General features: G+C 72.5%; 14 protein-coding genes. 9 read left to right on the forward strand and 5 right to left on the reverse strand.

Features of this window, described 5'->3' with window-relative positions; genetic code table 11:
- Positions 1 to 28 precede the first annotated feature (28 nt).
- The gene (locus tag ADL15_RS23555) at positions 29 to 382 is read left to right on the forward strand and encodes a YciI family protein (RefSeq protein ID WP_067695401.1); all 354 of its coding nucleotides are present in this window, start codon (positions 29 to 31) and stop codon (positions 380 to 382) included.
- Entirely contained in the window at positions 379 to 1,611 is a 1,233-nt protein-coding gene (locus ADL15_RS23560; protein WP_067695110.1) for an RNA polymerase sigma factor, read from the forward strand. The genes ADL15_RS23555 and ADL15_RS23560 overlap by 4 nt, the downstream gene beginning before the upstream one ends.
- Before the next feature lie 314 nt (positions 1,612 to 1,925).
- Here the strand turns inward: ADL15_RS23560 and ADL15_RS23565 are convergent, their stop codons facing one another.
- From ADL15_RS23565 to ADL15_RS23580, 4 genes are all read right to left on the reverse strand, one after another.
- Positions 1,926 to 2,303 (reverse strand): hypothetical protein, encoded by a 378-nt coding sequence (locus ADL15_RS23565; protein ID WP_157441560.1) that lies wholly within the window; start codon positions 2,301 to 2,303, stop codon positions 1,926 to 1,928.
- A gap of 81 nt (positions 2,304 to 2,384) precedes the next feature.
- Entirely contained in the window at positions 2,385 to 3,278 is an 894-nt protein-coding gene (locus ADL15_RS23570) for an alpha/beta fold hydrolase (RefSeq protein ID WP_067695114.1), read from the reverse strand.
- Between the two features lie 29 nt (positions 3,279 to 3,307).
- The gene (locus ADL15_RS23575) at positions 3,308 to 4,042 is read right to left on the reverse strand and encodes a hypothetical protein (protein WP_067695116.1); all 735 of its coding nucleotides are present in this window, start codon (positions 4,040 to 4,042) and stop codon (positions 3,308 to 3,310) included.
- A 409-nt stretch (positions 4,043 to 4,451) separates the two neighbouring features.
- A complete protein-coding gene (locus tag ADL15_RS23580) occupies positions 4,452 to 4,829 on the reverse strand; it encodes a VOC family protein (protein WP_067695119.1) in 378 nt (125 codons plus the stop codon).
- 82 nt (positions 4,830 to 4,911) lie between these two features.
- Between ADL15_RS23580 and ADL15_RS23585 the strand changes: the two genes are divergently transcribed.
- The 4 genes from ADL15_RS23585 to ADL15_RS23600 all read left to right on the forward strand — a co-directional run bounded on the left by ADL15_RS23585 (position 4,912) and on the right by ADL15_RS23600 (position 9,986).
- Positions 4,912 to 6,108 carry an FIST signal transduction protein gene (locus ADL15_RS23585; RefSeq protein WP_157441561.1) on the forward strand — a complete coding sequence of 399 codons (1,197 nt, stop codon included), beginning with the start codon at positions 4,912 to 4,914 and terminating at the stop codon, positions 6,106 to 6,108.
- Between the two features lie 46 nt (positions 6,109 to 6,154).
- Entirely contained in the window at positions 6,155 to 7,891 is a 1,737-nt protein-coding gene (locus tag ADL15_RS23590) for a putative bifunctional diguanylate cyclase/phosphodiesterase (RefSeq protein WP_067695122.1), read from the forward strand.
- Positions 7,892 to 7,983: 92 nt separating this feature from the next.
- A complete protein-coding gene (locus ADL15_RS23595) occupies positions 7,984 to 8,772 on the forward strand; it encodes a discoidin domain-containing protein (protein ID WP_067695130.1) in 789 nt (262 codons plus the stop codon).
- A gap of 17 nt (positions 8,773 to 8,789) precedes the next feature.
- Complete coding sequence (locus tag ADL15_RS23600; protein WP_067695133.1) at positions 8,790 to 9,986, forward strand: MFS transporter; 1,197 nt, start codon at positions 8,790 to 8,792, stop codon at positions 9,984 to 9,986.
- 575 nt (positions 9,987 to 10,561) lie between these two features.
- Here ADL15_RS23600 and ADL15_RS23605 read toward each other — a convergent pair.
- Positions 10,562 to 11,449: a LysR substrate-binding domain-containing protein gene (locus tag ADL15_RS23605; RefSeq protein ID WP_067695135.1), complete on the reverse strand. Its 888-nt coding sequence runs from the start codon at positions 11,447 to 11,449 to the stop codon at positions 10,562 to 10,564.
- A gap of 71 nt (positions 11,450 to 11,520) precedes the next feature.
- Here ADL15_RS23605 and ADL15_RS23610 point away from each other — a divergent pair, with 71 nt between their 5' ends.
- Genes ADL15_RS23610 through ADL15_RS23620 form a run of 3 tightly spaced genes read left to right on the forward strand, consistent with a single transcriptional unit; the run spans position 11,521 to position 13,981 of the window.
- On the forward strand, positions 11,521 to 12,696 hold the full coding sequence (locus ADL15_RS23610) for a thiolase family protein (protein WP_067695137.1): 1,176 nt from the start codon (positions 11,521 to 11,523) through the stop codon (positions 12,694 to 12,696).
- Positions 12,693 to 13,355, forward strand: a complete 663-nt coding sequence (locus tag ADL15_RS23615) for a 3-oxoacid CoA-transferase subunit A (protein WP_067695140.1) — start codon at positions 12,693 to 12,695, stop codon at positions 13,353 to 13,355. Before ADL15_RS23610 ends, ADL15_RS23615 begins: the two co-directional genes overlap by 4 nt.
- Entirely contained in the window at positions 13,352 to 13,981 is a 630-nt protein-coding gene (locus tag ADL15_RS23620; RefSeq protein ID WP_067695144.1) for a 3-oxoacid CoA-transferase subunit B, read from the forward strand. Before ADL15_RS23615 ends, ADL15_RS23620 begins: the two co-directional genes overlap by 4 nt.
- Positions 13,982 to 13,985: the final 4 nt, after the last annotated feature.

Genomic DNA, 13,985 nt, shown 5'->3' on the forward strand with positions numbered 1-13,985 from the left:
CCGGGCCGGAGGCGAGAGGGACGACACGATGGCGAAGTTCATGCTCCTGATCCACGGCGACGAGGCGCGCTGGGACGCGATGACCCCGGCGGAGTGGGCCGCGCACGGTGCCGCCCACCAGGCCTTCAACGACGCCGCCGGCGCCCGCGTGCTCGGCGGCGAGCAGCTCGAGGCCTCCTCGACCGCGACCACCGTCCGATCGGGATCGGACAGTCAGCTGATCACCGACGGGCCGTTCCTGGAGACCAAGGAGGTGCTCGGCGGTTTCTACCTGATCGAGGCCGCCGACCTCGACGAGGTGCTCAAGCTGGTCGATCTACTGCCCGAGGTGCACGCGTCGCACAGCGGCGTGGAGATCCGCCCGGTCGTGACCCGCGGATGACCGGGGAGGCCGGCGCGGCGGTGGCGGCCGCGCACCGCCGCGACTGGGCCCGGGTGCTGGCCGCCACCGCGCGACTGACCCGGGACCTGGGGCTGGCCGAGGAGTGCACCCAGGACGCGTACGCCCAGGCCCTCGAGGTCTGGGCGCGCTCCGGTGTCCCGGAGCGGCCCGGCGCCTGGCTCACCCGGGTGGCCCGCAATCGGGCCCTCGACGTGCTGCGCCGCGAGTCGGCGCTGCGCCGGCGGTTGCCGCTGCTGGTCGCGGACCAGGTGGCGCCCGGGCCGGACGAGGTCACCGACGACCGGCTCCGGCTGATCTTCACCTGCTGCCATCCGGCGCTGGCCCGCGAGACCCAGGTGGCGCTCACCCTGCGGCTGGTCTGCGGGCTGTCGACGGCCGAGGTGGCCCGGGCCTTCCTGGTGCCGGAGCCGACCATGGCGGCGCGGATCACCCGGGCCAAACGCAAGATCGCCACGGCGCGGATCCCGTACCGGGTGCCGGGGCCGGACCAGCTCGGCGAGCGGGTCGGCGCGGTGCTCCAGGTGGTACATCTGATCTTCACGACCGGGCACACCGCGGCGGCCGGCGATGACCTGATCCGGACCGACCTGACCGGCTGCGCGATCGGCCTGGCCCGGCTGCTGCACCTGCTGATGCCGGCCGACGCCGAGGTCGGCGCGCTGCTCGCGCTGCTCCTGCTGATCGACGCGCGATCCGCGAGCCGGGTCGGCGCGGACGGGCGGATGCTGCTGCTCGCTGACCAGGACCGGTCACGGTGGGATGCGGGCCAGATCGCTGAGGGAAGCGGTCTGCTCACTGACGCGCTCCGGAGGAGACCACCCACACGGTACGCGGTGGAAGCGGCCATCGCCGCGGTGCACGCCGCGGCGCCGAGCTGGGAGCAGACGGACTGGGGTGAGATCGTCGCGCTCTACGGGGTGCTCGACCGGCTGTGGCCGGGCTCGCCGGTGGTACGGCTGAACCGCGCGGCGGCGATCGGCCTGCGCGACGGCCCAGCCGCGGGACTGACCGCGCTGGCCCCGCTGCTCGGTGACCCGGCGCTGGCGACGTACGCGTACCTGAGCGCGGCCCGCGCCGACTTCCTGCGCCGGCTGGAGCGGTGGACCGAGGCGGCGTCGGCGTACGAGGAAGCCCTGACCCTGACCGGCAACCACCGGGAGCGGACGTTCCTGCTGGACCGGCTGGCCGAGGTCCGCGGCCGGGCCTAGCCGACGGACGCGGGCGGCCCGAATGCGCGCCGTCGAGGAGGTGCTGCGCCGGCCCGGCCTGCCGATCTCGCCACCCTGTGCCGGGCCAACGACGTCATCTACCAGGTGACCACGCAGCGCCGCCGCTACCGCCTGATCGACTGAGGGGACGAGACCGAGCGATCCGGTTTCCGGACCGCGCGGCGCCGCCGACCGCTACCGGGACTCCCCGCCGCGGCCGGAGCGTGCCGCCCGGTCCCGCAAGCGCGGGCACGGCCCGTCACGCGGGCACGGCCCGTCACGCGGGCACGGCCCGTCACGCGGGCACGGCCCGGTCAGGCGTAGGCGACGGTCCAGTTCTCGCCGGCGGCCGTGCCGCTGCACGGGTTGAAGCCGTGCACCTCGGTGACACACACCCGGAACGTGAGCCGGCGGCCCTCGCCGAAATCGTGACCGAAACTGACACTCGCGCCGGCCGTGGCCGGGCCCTGATGCCTGCCGGTCTGCACCGTGCCGTCCACCCGGACGTAGCGGAACTCCAGATAGGCCCGGCCTCCGTCGGCGGACCGCTTCGTCACCGTGAACGTGTCACCGGCGGCGTCGAAGCGCGCCTCGGCGAGCAGCCGGCTGTCCCGGTCGTAGATCCGTGCGTCGTACACCTGGGCGGTCGGTGCGAACCCGATCGTCGTCGCCATCAGGGCGAGCGGAACCATGCTGTGCATTGTTACCTCCGCGGGACGGGCCGACACGACACGGCGATGCCGCAGTGTCGTCCCAAACCGGAGGTATGGTCATCAATTACCCCGGCGCTGAACAGGCGAAACCATCTCGGCTATCCGGGCCGCGACCACGTAGGGCGAGTGCGCCGGCAGGTCGTGCGACGCGCCGGGCACGATCTCGACCCGGGCGGCGGGCAGGACACGCCGCAGCCGCTCGGCGACCGCCTCGGGCCGGTAGAGCGCGCTGTGCTCCCCCATCATGACCAGCGTCGGCACGGTGAGCGCCGCGAGATCCGCGTCGGTCAGCGCGTCGGGCATCGGCTGACGGCGGCGGAACTTCATGATCAGGGGCAGGAACGCCATCAGGGCGTCGTCGCGGAGCACGGCGTTGCGTACCACAAAGGAAAGCCGCCGCCGCAGCGGACCGGGAGCCAGACCGGCGACCGCGCCGCCCACCAACCAGATCCAGAACCGCGCGCCGAGGCGGCCGAGACCGCCCGGATCGAGCAGGGTCAGACTCGCCGCGCGCCCCGGGAAGGCCAGCTCGTGGCGCAGCAGCGCCCAGCCGCCATAGGACATGCCGACCAGGTGGGCGCGCTCGACGCCGAGCCCGGCCAGGGTCTCCTCGAGCGCGGCCGCCACGTCACCGGCGTCGCGGATCGGCCGGGTCTGCGTCGCGCCGCCGGGCTCGCCGATCGGGTCGAGCGCGATCACCGGATGCCGGTCGGCGAGCGCCTCGACATAGCGATACCAGGTCAGCGCGTTGCCACCCGAGCCGGGCACGAGCACGATCGGCACCCCCTCGGCCGGGCCGACCCGATAGGCGACCGCCTCGCCATAACTGGTGGCGACCGGGATGGGCACGGCCGGCCCCGGCCAGAGGTCGGCGAACCCCTGCCGATAGGCCGCGGCGAAGCGGCGCTCGGCCTCCTCGGAGGTGAAGGCGCTGATGCCGTCAACGTTCTTCATGGTGCAACTGTATCAAAAAAACCGCCGTGTCAGCGCCGCGCGATGGTTTTCTGGTAGGCGGATTGCAGGACTTCCAGGCCTTCCGCGGTGCCGATCTGCTCGCGCAGCCCGGGCACCCGCTTGTAGTTGCGGATCGTGAACGCGAGCAGGGTCTGGTCGATGTGCAGCGACGTCACCGGCAACTTCAGCTTGCCGACGGCCAGGCCCCGCACCCAGAGCCAGGACCACCACTCCGGCTGCTCGGGGGTCAGTTCGCCCCAGGCGACGCGGTCCTGGCGCAGATCCTGCCGGATGACGCCGTCCCGGTCCACCGCCACCCACGGCCGCCCGGCCAGCACCGAGAAGAAGATCACCAGGAACACCAGCCCGACCGCGGTGAAAGCGATCGTGTTCAGCGTGCTGAACGCGGCGAACTGCCGATGACTCTCGTGCGGCACCCGCTCGGTCGGCAGGGCCGTCGCGGCCCAGAGTCCGATCAGGATCAGCGGGAACCCCGCCGGCCGCGGTGCTGACCGGGCCACGAACCGGCTCCGGGCCGGGTCGAGCACCCAGGTCGCCGGCTCCAGCCGGGCCGGCCGGGTCAGCAGGTGATAGCCGCCCAGCGGAAGCCCGACGCTGAGCACGAACACCAGCAAGTCCGCGAGCAGGCCGGCCGGGAACGAATCGAACACCTCGTCGAAGGAGACCCAGCGGGCGGCGATCCGGAGCAGGAACCCCACGATCGCGAACGGGATGGCCCAGAGGGCGGCGACGCGAGGAGACATGCCCGGAGCATATTGACCACGATCAAGCCCGGACGCCGCTCCACGTCACGGCCCCGGCTGGTGCTGACGGCTGCCTCAACCCCGCCGACACCACCGCCAGCACCAGCCGCCGATCCCCGGCTGGCCGTCAGGGGTGCCTCCGCACGCCGGAGACACCGCTGGCAGCCAGCTCACGGCAGCCGGCTGGTTGTCAGGGGTGCCTCGAGAGGCCGGAGGCACCCCTGACAACCAGCCAAGGGCGGTGACGCGCGCCGCGGCCGTCCGCCCACAGGTCAGGCGTGGGGTTCAGCGCCAGCGCGGCTCAAGCGCGGGACCCGGCGGCGCGGGTCAAGCGTGAGGCCCGGCGGCGCGGGTCAAGCGTGAGACTCGGCGGCGCGGGTCAGGGATGGCGCCCGGCGGCGGCGCCGGGTCACGGGTGGCGTTCGGCGTCGGCGCGGGTCACGCAGAACTCGTTGCCGGCCGGGTCCTGCAGGACCGCCCAGCCGGCGCCGTCCGGGGTGCGGTGGTCGGCGAACAGGGTCGCGCCGGCCGCGAGCAGCCGGTCGATCTCGGCGTCCCGGGACAGGTCGGCCGACTGCAGGCAGACGTGCACCCGGTTCTTGACCGATTTCGACTCCAGCACCGCCTGGAAGTAGAGGCGCGGCCCGCCGGGCGGCTCGATGACCACCTCGTGGTCGCCGGGCGCGCAGTCCGGGTGCACCGGATGCCCGACCACTTCACTCCAGAAGACCGCGAGCACATACGGGTCGGCGGCGTCGAACGAGACGTTGCGGATGAAGGCGGTCACCCGTCGCACGATAGCGGTCGATGCGGGGCCGATCGCGGTGTCAGAACTCAACTCGGCGGGTCGGCGGCCGATGACCACGGGCATGAGTCACGTCAGCAGCACCGGGACGGCCACCCGCTGGTTCGGCACCGGCCACAGCACCCTGACCGACCCCGCCGCCGCCGGTGCCGAGGCGGCCGGTACGGCGCTGGCCGGGCGGGACGCGGCCGTGGTGTTCGTGTTCTGCTCGGTCGGGTACCACGTGCCGGAGCTGTTCGACGCGCTGCGGGCACAGGCCGGCGCGGACACCGTGATCGTCGGCTGCACCACGTCGGGGCAGCTCGCCGACGGCCGGGTCAGCCGGGCCGGGGTCGCGATCACGGCGTGGGGCGGGGCGGGCTTCACCGTGCGTACGAAAATCGCTCGTGCCGTGACCGGTCGCCTCCGCGAAGCCGGCGCCGAAGCAGCGGCCTGCCTGGCCGGCCTCGACGGCGAGCACAAAGCGCTGCTGATGATCGGCGACGGGCTGACCGGAACCCAGCACGAGATCGTCCGGGGCGCGTTCTCCGTGGTCGGCGCCGCGATCCCGCTGGTCGGCGGGTACGCCGGCGACGACCTGACCTACGTGCGCACCTACCAGTTCCACGGCGGCCGCGACGGCGTGGAGATCATGTCGGACGCGGTGATCGGGATCGCGATCGGGTCGGACGGGCCGATGGGCGTCGGCATCGCGCACGGCTGGCGCAAGGAGGGTGACGCCCTCGTCGTCACCAGCAGCAACGGCGGGCGGATCCTGGAGCTCGACGGCGAGCCGGCCCTCGACGTGTTCCTGCGCCGGCTCGGTGTCGACGACTCGGCGCTCGACGACATCACCGCGTTCCGGGACCTGGCGTTCCACCATCCGCTCGGGCTGTCCCGGCGCAGCGGCGAGGACATCCGGGTGATCCACGACGGGGACCGGAGCGACCGGTCGCTGTTCTGCCTCGCCGACGTGCCGCAGGGCGCCCTGATCTGGCTGATGGAGACGGATCAGGAGTCACTGATCAACGGGGCGGCCGACGCGTCCGGGCAGGCGCTCGACGCGCTCGGCGGCGCGCCCGCGCTGGGCATGCTGGTCTTCGACTGCGCCGGCCGGTGGATCAAGCTGGGCCCGGCCGGGGTAGAGCAGGAGAACGCCGAGTTCGGCAAGCGGCTCGACGGGGTCCCGTACGGCGGCTTCTACAGCACCGGCGAGATCGCCCGGGTCCGCGGCGCGCTCGGCATGCACCACTTCACGCTCGTCACGCTGGCACTGGCCTGAGGGCGCCCCCATTGAACCGGCGCGAGGAAAAAGCGGGGGAAGCGGCATGAACCACTGGACCACCCATCAGCTCACCGAGTTCTTCGCCGCGGTCTGCGGGCCGCAGGAGGAGCTCTCCGCCGTCATGGTCGCCGTCGAACGGGCCGCCGAGGTGCTGGAGACCGAGATCGGCGCGGTGCTGCGCGACGGCCGGGTCCAGGTCGCCTGGGGCCTGGGCCGCGACGAGCTGGACACCCTGCTGGCCGGCGACCAGCGCCCGGCCACGCTGACCGTGCCCGGACTGGACGAGTTGCACGTGACGAGCGCCCGGTTCAGCGGCGACCCGAACGGCGCGCTGCTGGTCGCCCGGGCCGGCGATCCTCTCGACCCGGAGGAGCGCCAGCTGCTGCAGGCGATGGCGCAGACCATCGGGCTGGCCCTGGCCAACATCGGTCTGCTCACCGCCGAGCGGCGGCTGCGCGAGGAACGCGAACGGGAGGCCACCGAACGCCTCGCCCTGATCGACTCGTTGCGCGAGGCCCGGCACGACTCGCTGACCGGCCTGCCGACCCGGGTGCTGTTCCTGGAGATGCTCGCCGAGAAGCTCGCCGGGGACGCGCCGACCAGCGTGCTCTTCATCGACCTGGACCGGTTCAAGGCGGTCAACGACAGCCTCGGGCACCGGGCCGGCGACGAACTGCTCGGCCTGGTCGCCGGGCGGGTCCGCGCCTGCCTGCGCCCGGCCGACACGGCGGCCCGGATCGGCGGTGACGAGTTCGCCATCCTGCTCGACACCTGCCCGGCCGACCAGGCGGTCCCGGTCGCGCAGCGGCTGATCGACACGATCAAGCAGCCGTTCGTGGTCGGCGGCCAGGAGGTGTTCATCGGCGCCAGCATCGGCATCGCGGCCGGTCCCGGTCCGGCGCCGGGCGAGGTTCTGGGCAACGCGGACGTGGCGATGTACCGGGCCAAGCAGGAGGGCCCGGGCCGGGTCGTGCTGTTCGAGCCGCAGATGCACGCCGAGGCGCTGGCCCGGCTGACCCTCAACGGCGACCTGCAGCGGGCGCTCACGCTCGGCGAGTTCCGGCTGCAGTACCAGCCGCTGATCTCCCTGGACACCGGTGAGCCGGTCGGGGTGGAGGCGCTGGTCCGCTGGCAGAACCCGGAACGCGGCTACGTCTCCCCCGCCGACTTCGTGCCGATGGCCGAGGAGACCGGCCTGATCAGCGACCTCGGGCGGTGGGTGCTGAACACCGCGGGACGCCAGGCCGCGGTGTGGCGCCGGATCCGGCCGGACCTCGGGATCAACGTGAACGTGTCCGGTCGGCAGCTGACCGACCCGCAGTTCGCCTCGGACGTGGAGCGGATGCTCAACGACACCCGGCTGCCACCGCAGGCGGTCACCCTGGAACTGACCGAGTCGGTGCTGATGAGCGACCCGCGGACGGCGATCGCCTGCCTGCGCGACCTGCAGGACCTCGGGGTGGACGTGTCCATCGACGACTTCGGGACCGGGTACTCGTCGCTGTCGTACCTGCAGCGGCTGCCGGTCGACGAGTTGAAGATCGACCGGGCGTTCATCAGCAAGGGGCAGCCGACCACCGCGGACCTCGCGGTGATCCGGACCATCGTCGAGCTGGCCCGCACGCTGCGGCTGCGGACCGTGATCGAGGGGATCGAGACCGAGGCGCAGCGCAACGCCATGCGGTTGCTCGGCTGCGATCTCGGTCAGGGCTACCACCTGTGCCGACCGGTGCACCCGGAGGATCTGCTGGCGTCGCTGTCGACCCCCTTGGCCGCCTGACCTGCCATTGACCGATAAGTATCGCCCGGTTCCGGAACCGGGCGATGCGTACGCCAAGATATGCCTCCACAGGTGAGTATCAGGGGGCGTGGGTGGCGGAGTTCGACAACCAGCGGCGCGTGCCGTCGCGAGCGGACAATCTGCGGCTGACCCGGATGCCGCCACGGCCACCGAGGCCGGGCGCGTCCGGGGTGCCGGTGCTGCCCGTGCCGACTCCGGTGCCCCCGCCGCCAGCGCCGGAGCCTGCGCGGAAGCGCCGAGGGCGGGGCTGGCTGGTCGGGCTGCTCGTGGTGGGGCTCGCGGCGGGTGGCGCCGTGGCGTACCGATCAAAATCGGACGCGTCCGTGACTCCCACGCCGACCGCAACCACCCTCGCGCCCCCGTCTCCGACGGAGACGGCGGAACCGGCTGAGGCGACCGAGACGACCGAGGCGGCGCAGGCGCCGAGCAAGGCTCCGGCCGCCAGCAAGAGTCCGACCGGAAAAGCCAACCCCTCCGGTACGAACCTCGCGCTCGCCGGCACCTGCACCGCCTCCGGAGTCGAGGGCGACCCGTGGCTGCCGAAATACGCGTGTGACGGCGACCCGGCGACCCGCTGGTCCAGCGCTTTCACCGACAAGCAGTGGCTGCGCGCCGACCTGAAACGCCGCTGGAAGCTGACCACGATCACGCTGAGCTGGGAACGTTCCTACGCGGTGCGCTACCGGGTCGAGACGTCGCTGGACGGCAAGACCTGGACCAAGCTCTACGGCACCGCCGACGGCACCGGCGGCACCGTGGAGATCCCGGCGAAGAACCGGGTCGCCCGCTACGTGCGGGTGTTCGGCCTGCAGCGGCTCAGCGCATACGGCTACTCGCTGCTGGAATTCCAGGTCCGCTGAGCTGAGACGATCAGCGGATGCGTGAACTGCTGCGGCACCCCGTCGTGCCGGGCCTGCTGGTCTCCGCGCTCGGCGACGGGATGAGCCTGGTCGCGGTCGCCTGGCTGGCGGTGCGGATCGCCCCGCCCGGGCAGGCCGGCGTGTGGACCGGGCTCGCGGTCGCGGCCTACGCCCTGCCCGCCTCGATCGGCGCGGCCCTGCTGTCCCGCTTCATGCGCGGCTTGCGGGCCGCCCGATTGGTCGCGACCGATGCCACTTTAAGAGCAATCTGCTTGGGTACGATCAGCGCCCTCGCGATCACCGACCTCCTCGACCCGGTCGGCTACGTCGTGCTGCTGGCGGTCTCCTCGCTGCTGCACGCCTGGGGCAGCGCCGGGGCATACACCCTGGTCGCCGAGCTGCTGCCGGACGAGCAGCGGGTGGCCGGCAACGCGCTGCTGTCCACGTTCACCCAAGCCTCGATCGTGGTCGGCCCGGCCATCGCCGGCCTGGTCGCAGGGCTTGCCGGCCCCGGCTGGGTGATCGGCGCGGACGCGCTCAGCTTCGCGGTCCTCGCCGTCGCCGCCTGGTCGGTGTCGCGGCGCGCCCAGCAGGTCGCGCCGCCCGCCGAGTCGGCCACCGGGGTGTGGCAGCTGGTCCGGGCCCGTCCGCGACTGCTCGGCCTGCTCGTGGTCACCATGATCTTCTTCTTCCTGTACGGCCCGGTGGAAGTGGCGCTGCCGGTGCACGTGGCGACAGAACTGCACGGCTCGGCGGGCCTGCTCGGGTTGTACTGGACGGTGTTCGGCGTCGGCGCGACGGTAGGTGCGCTCGGTTCCGGGCTGCTGTCCCGGTTCCCCCCGGCGAACGTCGTCGTCGTGATCATCGTGGGGTGGGGTGCGGCGCTGCTGCCTCTCGGGCTGACCGACGCGGTGCTGCCGGGAATGCTCGGGCTGGCGTTCGGCGGGCTGATCTACGGGCCGTACACGGCGATCTCCACGGCGTTGTTCCAGCGGGGGACGCCGCCGGAGGCGTTGAGCCGGGTGCTGGCCGCGCGGGCGGCACTGACCGTTCCGGCGACGTCGGTGGGGACGCTGCTGGGCGGCCCGATGGTGGCGGCGCTGGGCGGCCGGACGACACTGCTGCTGTCCGGGGTGTGCACGGTGGGCCTGGGGCTGGCGGTCGGGCTGGCGGTCCGGCACCGCTCCCCGGCAGCCAAGGCCCCGCTCGGCTGACGCGCGGCCGGGGCCTGATGCGCCCGTCGCGGTGGCCGGGCGCGGTCTGACGCGCCGGGCGCGGCCGAGCCGGGGCGCGGTCGTCCCGCAACGTGGGCGGTGGTCCCGGTAAGTGGGCTGGTCCGGGTCTTCTGGGGGCGGTGAGCGCACACGGTACGTCGCGGTGCCGCGCTCCGGGGCGGTAGCAGCGCGCGTTGCGGCCCCGGCTGGTCCTCACGGCCGTTTTAACGGCCCTCAGCACCAGCCGAACAACCTCAGCTGGCCGTGACGGCCCTTATCCGCCGCCACAACGGCCACCAGGCCCAGCCGGGCAGTTTCAGCTGGCCGTGACGGCCGTTATCCGCCGCCACAACGGCCACCAGGCCCAGCCGGGCAGCTTCGGCTGGCCGTGACGGCCCTTATCCGGCTCCATAACGGCCGTCACGGCCAGCTGGGCTGCTGACACCGGCTGATCACGGCGGGCGAGCGCGTGTCGTGGCATCACGTCGCCCGGCCGAACGGCGAGCGGCCACGGTCGTCTCACGACCGCTACAAACACCGGCGAGCGGTCATCGTCCATGGGCCTCGCTGGTGGGTCAGGGGTGGCTCAGTTGGGTGATGATGGTGGCTACCTGGTGGACTGCTGGGGAGGTCTCGTCGGCGCGGGTCATCAGGGCCAGGTCGATCGTGGGCGGGGTGGTGAGGGGGACGTAGGCGACGCCCTCCAGGGCCAGACTCCGCACCGGGGCCGGGACCAGCGCCACCCCCAGGCCCGCCGCCACGAAGACGACCAGCGTCGCCGTCTCCCCCACCTCCATGATCGACGTGGGGTGGAAGCCCGCGGCGGCACAGGCGGCGAGGACGTGTTCGTGCATGGACGACCGATGGCCGGACGGGTGGGTCACGAACGGTTCCGCGGACAGCTCGGCGAGGTCGATGGACGAGCGCGCGGCCAGGGGGTGGCGGTCGGGCAGGACCGCTACCAAGGGTTCGGAGCGCAGGGTCCGGACGTTCACCTCGGGGCGGGTGATGCCGTCCGGGCGCAGCACCACCAGGTCGTAGGTGCCGGTGAGCAGGCCCTCGAGCAACACCGGGCTCAGCAGCTCGCCGTGCAGCTCCAGGCGGATGTCCGGGAGCTGGTGGCGGACCGAGCGGGTGGCCTGGGGCAGCAGGTCGTAGGTGGCGGTGCCGATGAATCCGGCCGACACCCGGCCGGCCTGGCCGGCGGCGACCAGGGCCATCTCCGAGGCGGCGCGGTCGACCGCGCCGAGGACCGTGCGGGCGTGTTCGGCGAAGCGGTGACCGGCTTCGGTCAGCTCCACCCGGCGGGTGGTGCGGGTGACCAGTTCGACGCCGAGTTCCCGCTCCAGCTGCTTGATCTGCTGGGAGAGCGCGGGCTGGGCGATGTGCAGGCGTTCGGCGGCGCGGCCGAAGTGCCGCTCCGAGGCGAGGGCGGCGAACGAACGCAGGTGCCGCAGTTCCATGCACTGAGGTTATCAATGGCGCGTGATTCAGTATTGGAGTCAATCGGTACGGGCGGCCTACCGTGAACGGCATGAACTCCGCCTACCTCTACGCCGCGACGCGCACCCCGTTCGGTCGTTTCGGCGGCGCCCTCGCCGAGGAGCGACCGGACGACCTGGCCGCGGCCGCGCTCCAGGGCGTACTGAAAAAAATCCCTGACCTGGACCCGGCAGCGATCGGTGACGTGGTCTGGGGTTGCGCGAACCAGGCCGGTGAGGACAACCGCAACGTCGGGCGGATGGCCGTGCTGCTCGCCGGGCTGCCGGTGTCGGTGCCGGCGACCACGGTCAACCGGCTGTGCGGCTCGTCGCTGGACGCCGCGATGATCGGTTCCCGGGCGATCGAGTCCGGTGACGCCGACGTGATCGTGGCCGGTGGCGTCGAGTCGATGACCCGGGCGCCGTGGGTGCTGCCGAAGCCGTCGCGGGCGTTCCCGGCCGGCAACGTCACCGCGGTCTCGACCACGCTGGGCTGGCGGCTGATCAACGAGAACATGCCGAAGGAGTGGACGGTCTCGCTGGGCGAGGCGAACGAGATGCTCGGCGAGAAGTTCTCGATCTCCCGGGAGCGGCAGGACGCGTTCGCCGCGCGCTCGCACGTGCTGGCCGCGCGGGCCTGGGACGAAGGGTTCTACGCCGGCCTGACCGTTCCGGTCGGTGACCTGGACCGGGACGAGGGGATCCGGCCGGGCAGCACCGCCGAGAAGCTGGCCGGGCTGAAGCCGTCGTTCCGGGCGACCGGCACGATCACCGCCGGGAACGCGTCACCGCTCAACGACGGCGCGTCGGCGCTGGTGCTGGGCTCGGCGCAGGCCGCGGACCGGATCGGCCGGGCGCCCCTGGCGCGGATCGCCGGGCGCGGGGTGGCCGCGGTCGAGCCGCCGATGTTCGGGTACGCGCCGGTCGAGGCCGCCGACCGGGCCCTGGCCCGCGCCGGGATCACCTGGGACGACGTCACCGCGGTCGAGCTGAACGAGGCGTTCGCGGTGCAGTCGCTCGCCTGCGTCGACGCCTGGGACATCGACCCGGAGATCGTCAACGCCAAGGGCGGGGCGATCGCTATCGGACACCCGCTCGGCGCGTCCGGCGGCCGGATCCTCGGCACCCTGGCCGCGCGGCTGATCGAGTCGCAGGGCCGCTACGGCGTCGCGGCGATCTGCATCGGCGTCGGCCAGGCCCTCGCCGTCGTGCTGGAGAATGTGGCATGAGCGCCACGACGATCTGTGACAGCACCGCTGAGGCGGTCGCCGGGATCCGGGACGGCTCGACCGTGCTGATCGGCGGGTTCGGGATGGCCGGGATGCCGGTACACCTGATCGACGCGCTGATCGAGCAGGGCGCCGGTGACTTGACCGTCGTGTCCAACAACGCCGGCAACGGTGACACCGGGCTGGCCGCGCTGCTGGCCAAGGGACGCGTACGAAAAATGATCTGTTCTTTCCCGCGCCAGGCGGACTCGTGGGTGTTCGACGGTCTGTACCGGGCCGGGCGCATCGAGTTGGAGGTCGTGCCGCAGGGCAACCTGGCCGAACGGATGCGCGCGGCAGGTGCCGGGATCGGCGCGTTCTACGCCCGGACCGGCGCCGGCACCCCGCTCGCCGAGGGCAAGGAGACCCGGGAGATCGACGGGCGGACGTACGTCCTGGAATTCCCGATCAAGGGCGACGTGGCGCTGATCGGCGCGCACCGCGCGGACCGGATGGGCAACCTGGTCTACCGCAAGACCGCCCGCAACTTCGGGCCGGTGATGGCGACCGCGGCCGGCCTGGTGATCGCCCAGGTGAACGAGATCGTCGCGACCGGCGCGCTGGACCCCGAAGTGATCGTGACCCCGAGCATCTACGTCGACCGGGTGGTGGCCGCATGAGCCTGAACAAGCACGAGATGGCCGCCCTGGTGGCCCGGGACATCGAACCCGGATCGTACGTGAACCTCGGCATCGGGCAGCCCACCCTGGTCGCCGATCACCTGCCCGCCGACGCCGGGATCGTGCTGCACACCGAGAACGGCATGCTCAACATGGGCCCGGCCGCGACCGGCGACGCGATCGACCCGGATCTGACCAACGCCGGCAAGGTGCCGGTGACCGAGCTGCCCGGCTCGTCGTACTTCCACCACGCGGACTCGTTCGCGATGATGCGCGGCGGTCACCTGGACGTCTGCGTGCTCGGCGCGTTCCAGGTGTCGGCCCGCGGCGACCTGGCCAACTGGCACACCGGCGAACCGGACGCGATCCCGGCGGTGGGCGGCGCGATGGATCTCGCGGTCGGCGCGAAGAGCGTGTACGTGATGATGACGCTGTTCGCCAAGGACGGGTCGGCCAAGCTGGTGCCGGAGTGCACGTATCCGCTGACCGGGCTGGGCTGCGTCGACCGGGTCTACACCGACCTGGCGACGTTCCTGATCACGGCGGGCGGGGTGGTGGTGCGGGAGACGTACGGGATCTCCCTCGAGGAGCTCCGCGAGCGGCTCGGGGTGCCCCTACTATCATGATCGG

The organism is Actinoplanes awajinensis subsp. mycoplanecinus, from assembly GCF_001509495.1.
GTDB classification, from domain to species: Bacteria; Actinomycetota; Actinomycetes; order Mycobacteriales; family Micromonosporaceae; genus Actinoplanes; species Actinoplanes palleronii.

Coding starts and splice junctions, on each gene's coding strand:
- ADL15_RS23600 (WP_067695133.1), top strand. CDS start 8,790: ATGCGTGAACTGCTGCGGCACCCCGTCGTGCCGGGCCTGCTGGTCTCC.
- ADL15_RS23605 (WP_067695135.1), bottom strand. CDS start 11,449: ATGGAACTGCGGCACCTGCGTTCGTTCGCCGCCCTCGCCTCGGAGCGG.
- ADL15_RS23555 (WP_067695401.1), top strand. CDS start 29: ATGGCGAAGTTCATGCTCCTGATCCACGGCGACGAGGCGCGCTGGGAC.
- ADL15_RS23565 (WP_157441560.1), bottom strand. CDS start 2,303: ATGGTTCCGCTCGCCCTGATGGCGACGACGATCGGGTTCGCACCGACC.
- ADL15_RS23590 (WP_067695122.1), top strand. CDS start 6,155: ATGAACCACTGGACCACCCATCAGCTCACCGAGTTCTTCGCCGCGGTC.
- ADL15_RS23575 (WP_067695116.1), bottom strand. CDS start 4,042: ATGTCTCCTCGCGTCGCCGCCCTCTGGGCCATCCCGTTCGCGATCGTG.
- ADL15_RS23615 (WP_067695140.1), top strand. CDS start 12,693: ATGAGCGCCACGACGATCTGTGACAGCACCGCTGAGGCGGTCGCCGGG.
- ADL15_RS23570 (WP_067695114.1), bottom strand. CDS start 3,278: ATGAAGAACGTTGACGGCATCAGCGCCTTCACCTCCGAGGAGGCCGAG.
- ADL15_RS23585 (WP_157441561.1), top strand. CDS start 4,912: ATGAGTCACGTCAGCAGCACCGGGACGGCCACCCGCTGGTTCGGCACC.
- ADL15_RS23620 (WP_067695144.1), top strand. CDS start 13,352: ATGAGCCTGAACAAGCACGAGATGGCCGCCCTGGTGGCCCGGGACATC.
- ADL15_RS23560 (WP_067695110.1), top strand. CDS start 379: ATGACCGGGGAGGCCGGCGCGGCGGTGGCGGCCGCGCACCGCCGCGAC.
- ADL15_RS23610 (WP_067695137.1), top strand. CDS start 11,521: ATGAACTCCGCCTACCTCTACGCCGCGACGCGCACCCCGTTCGGTCGT.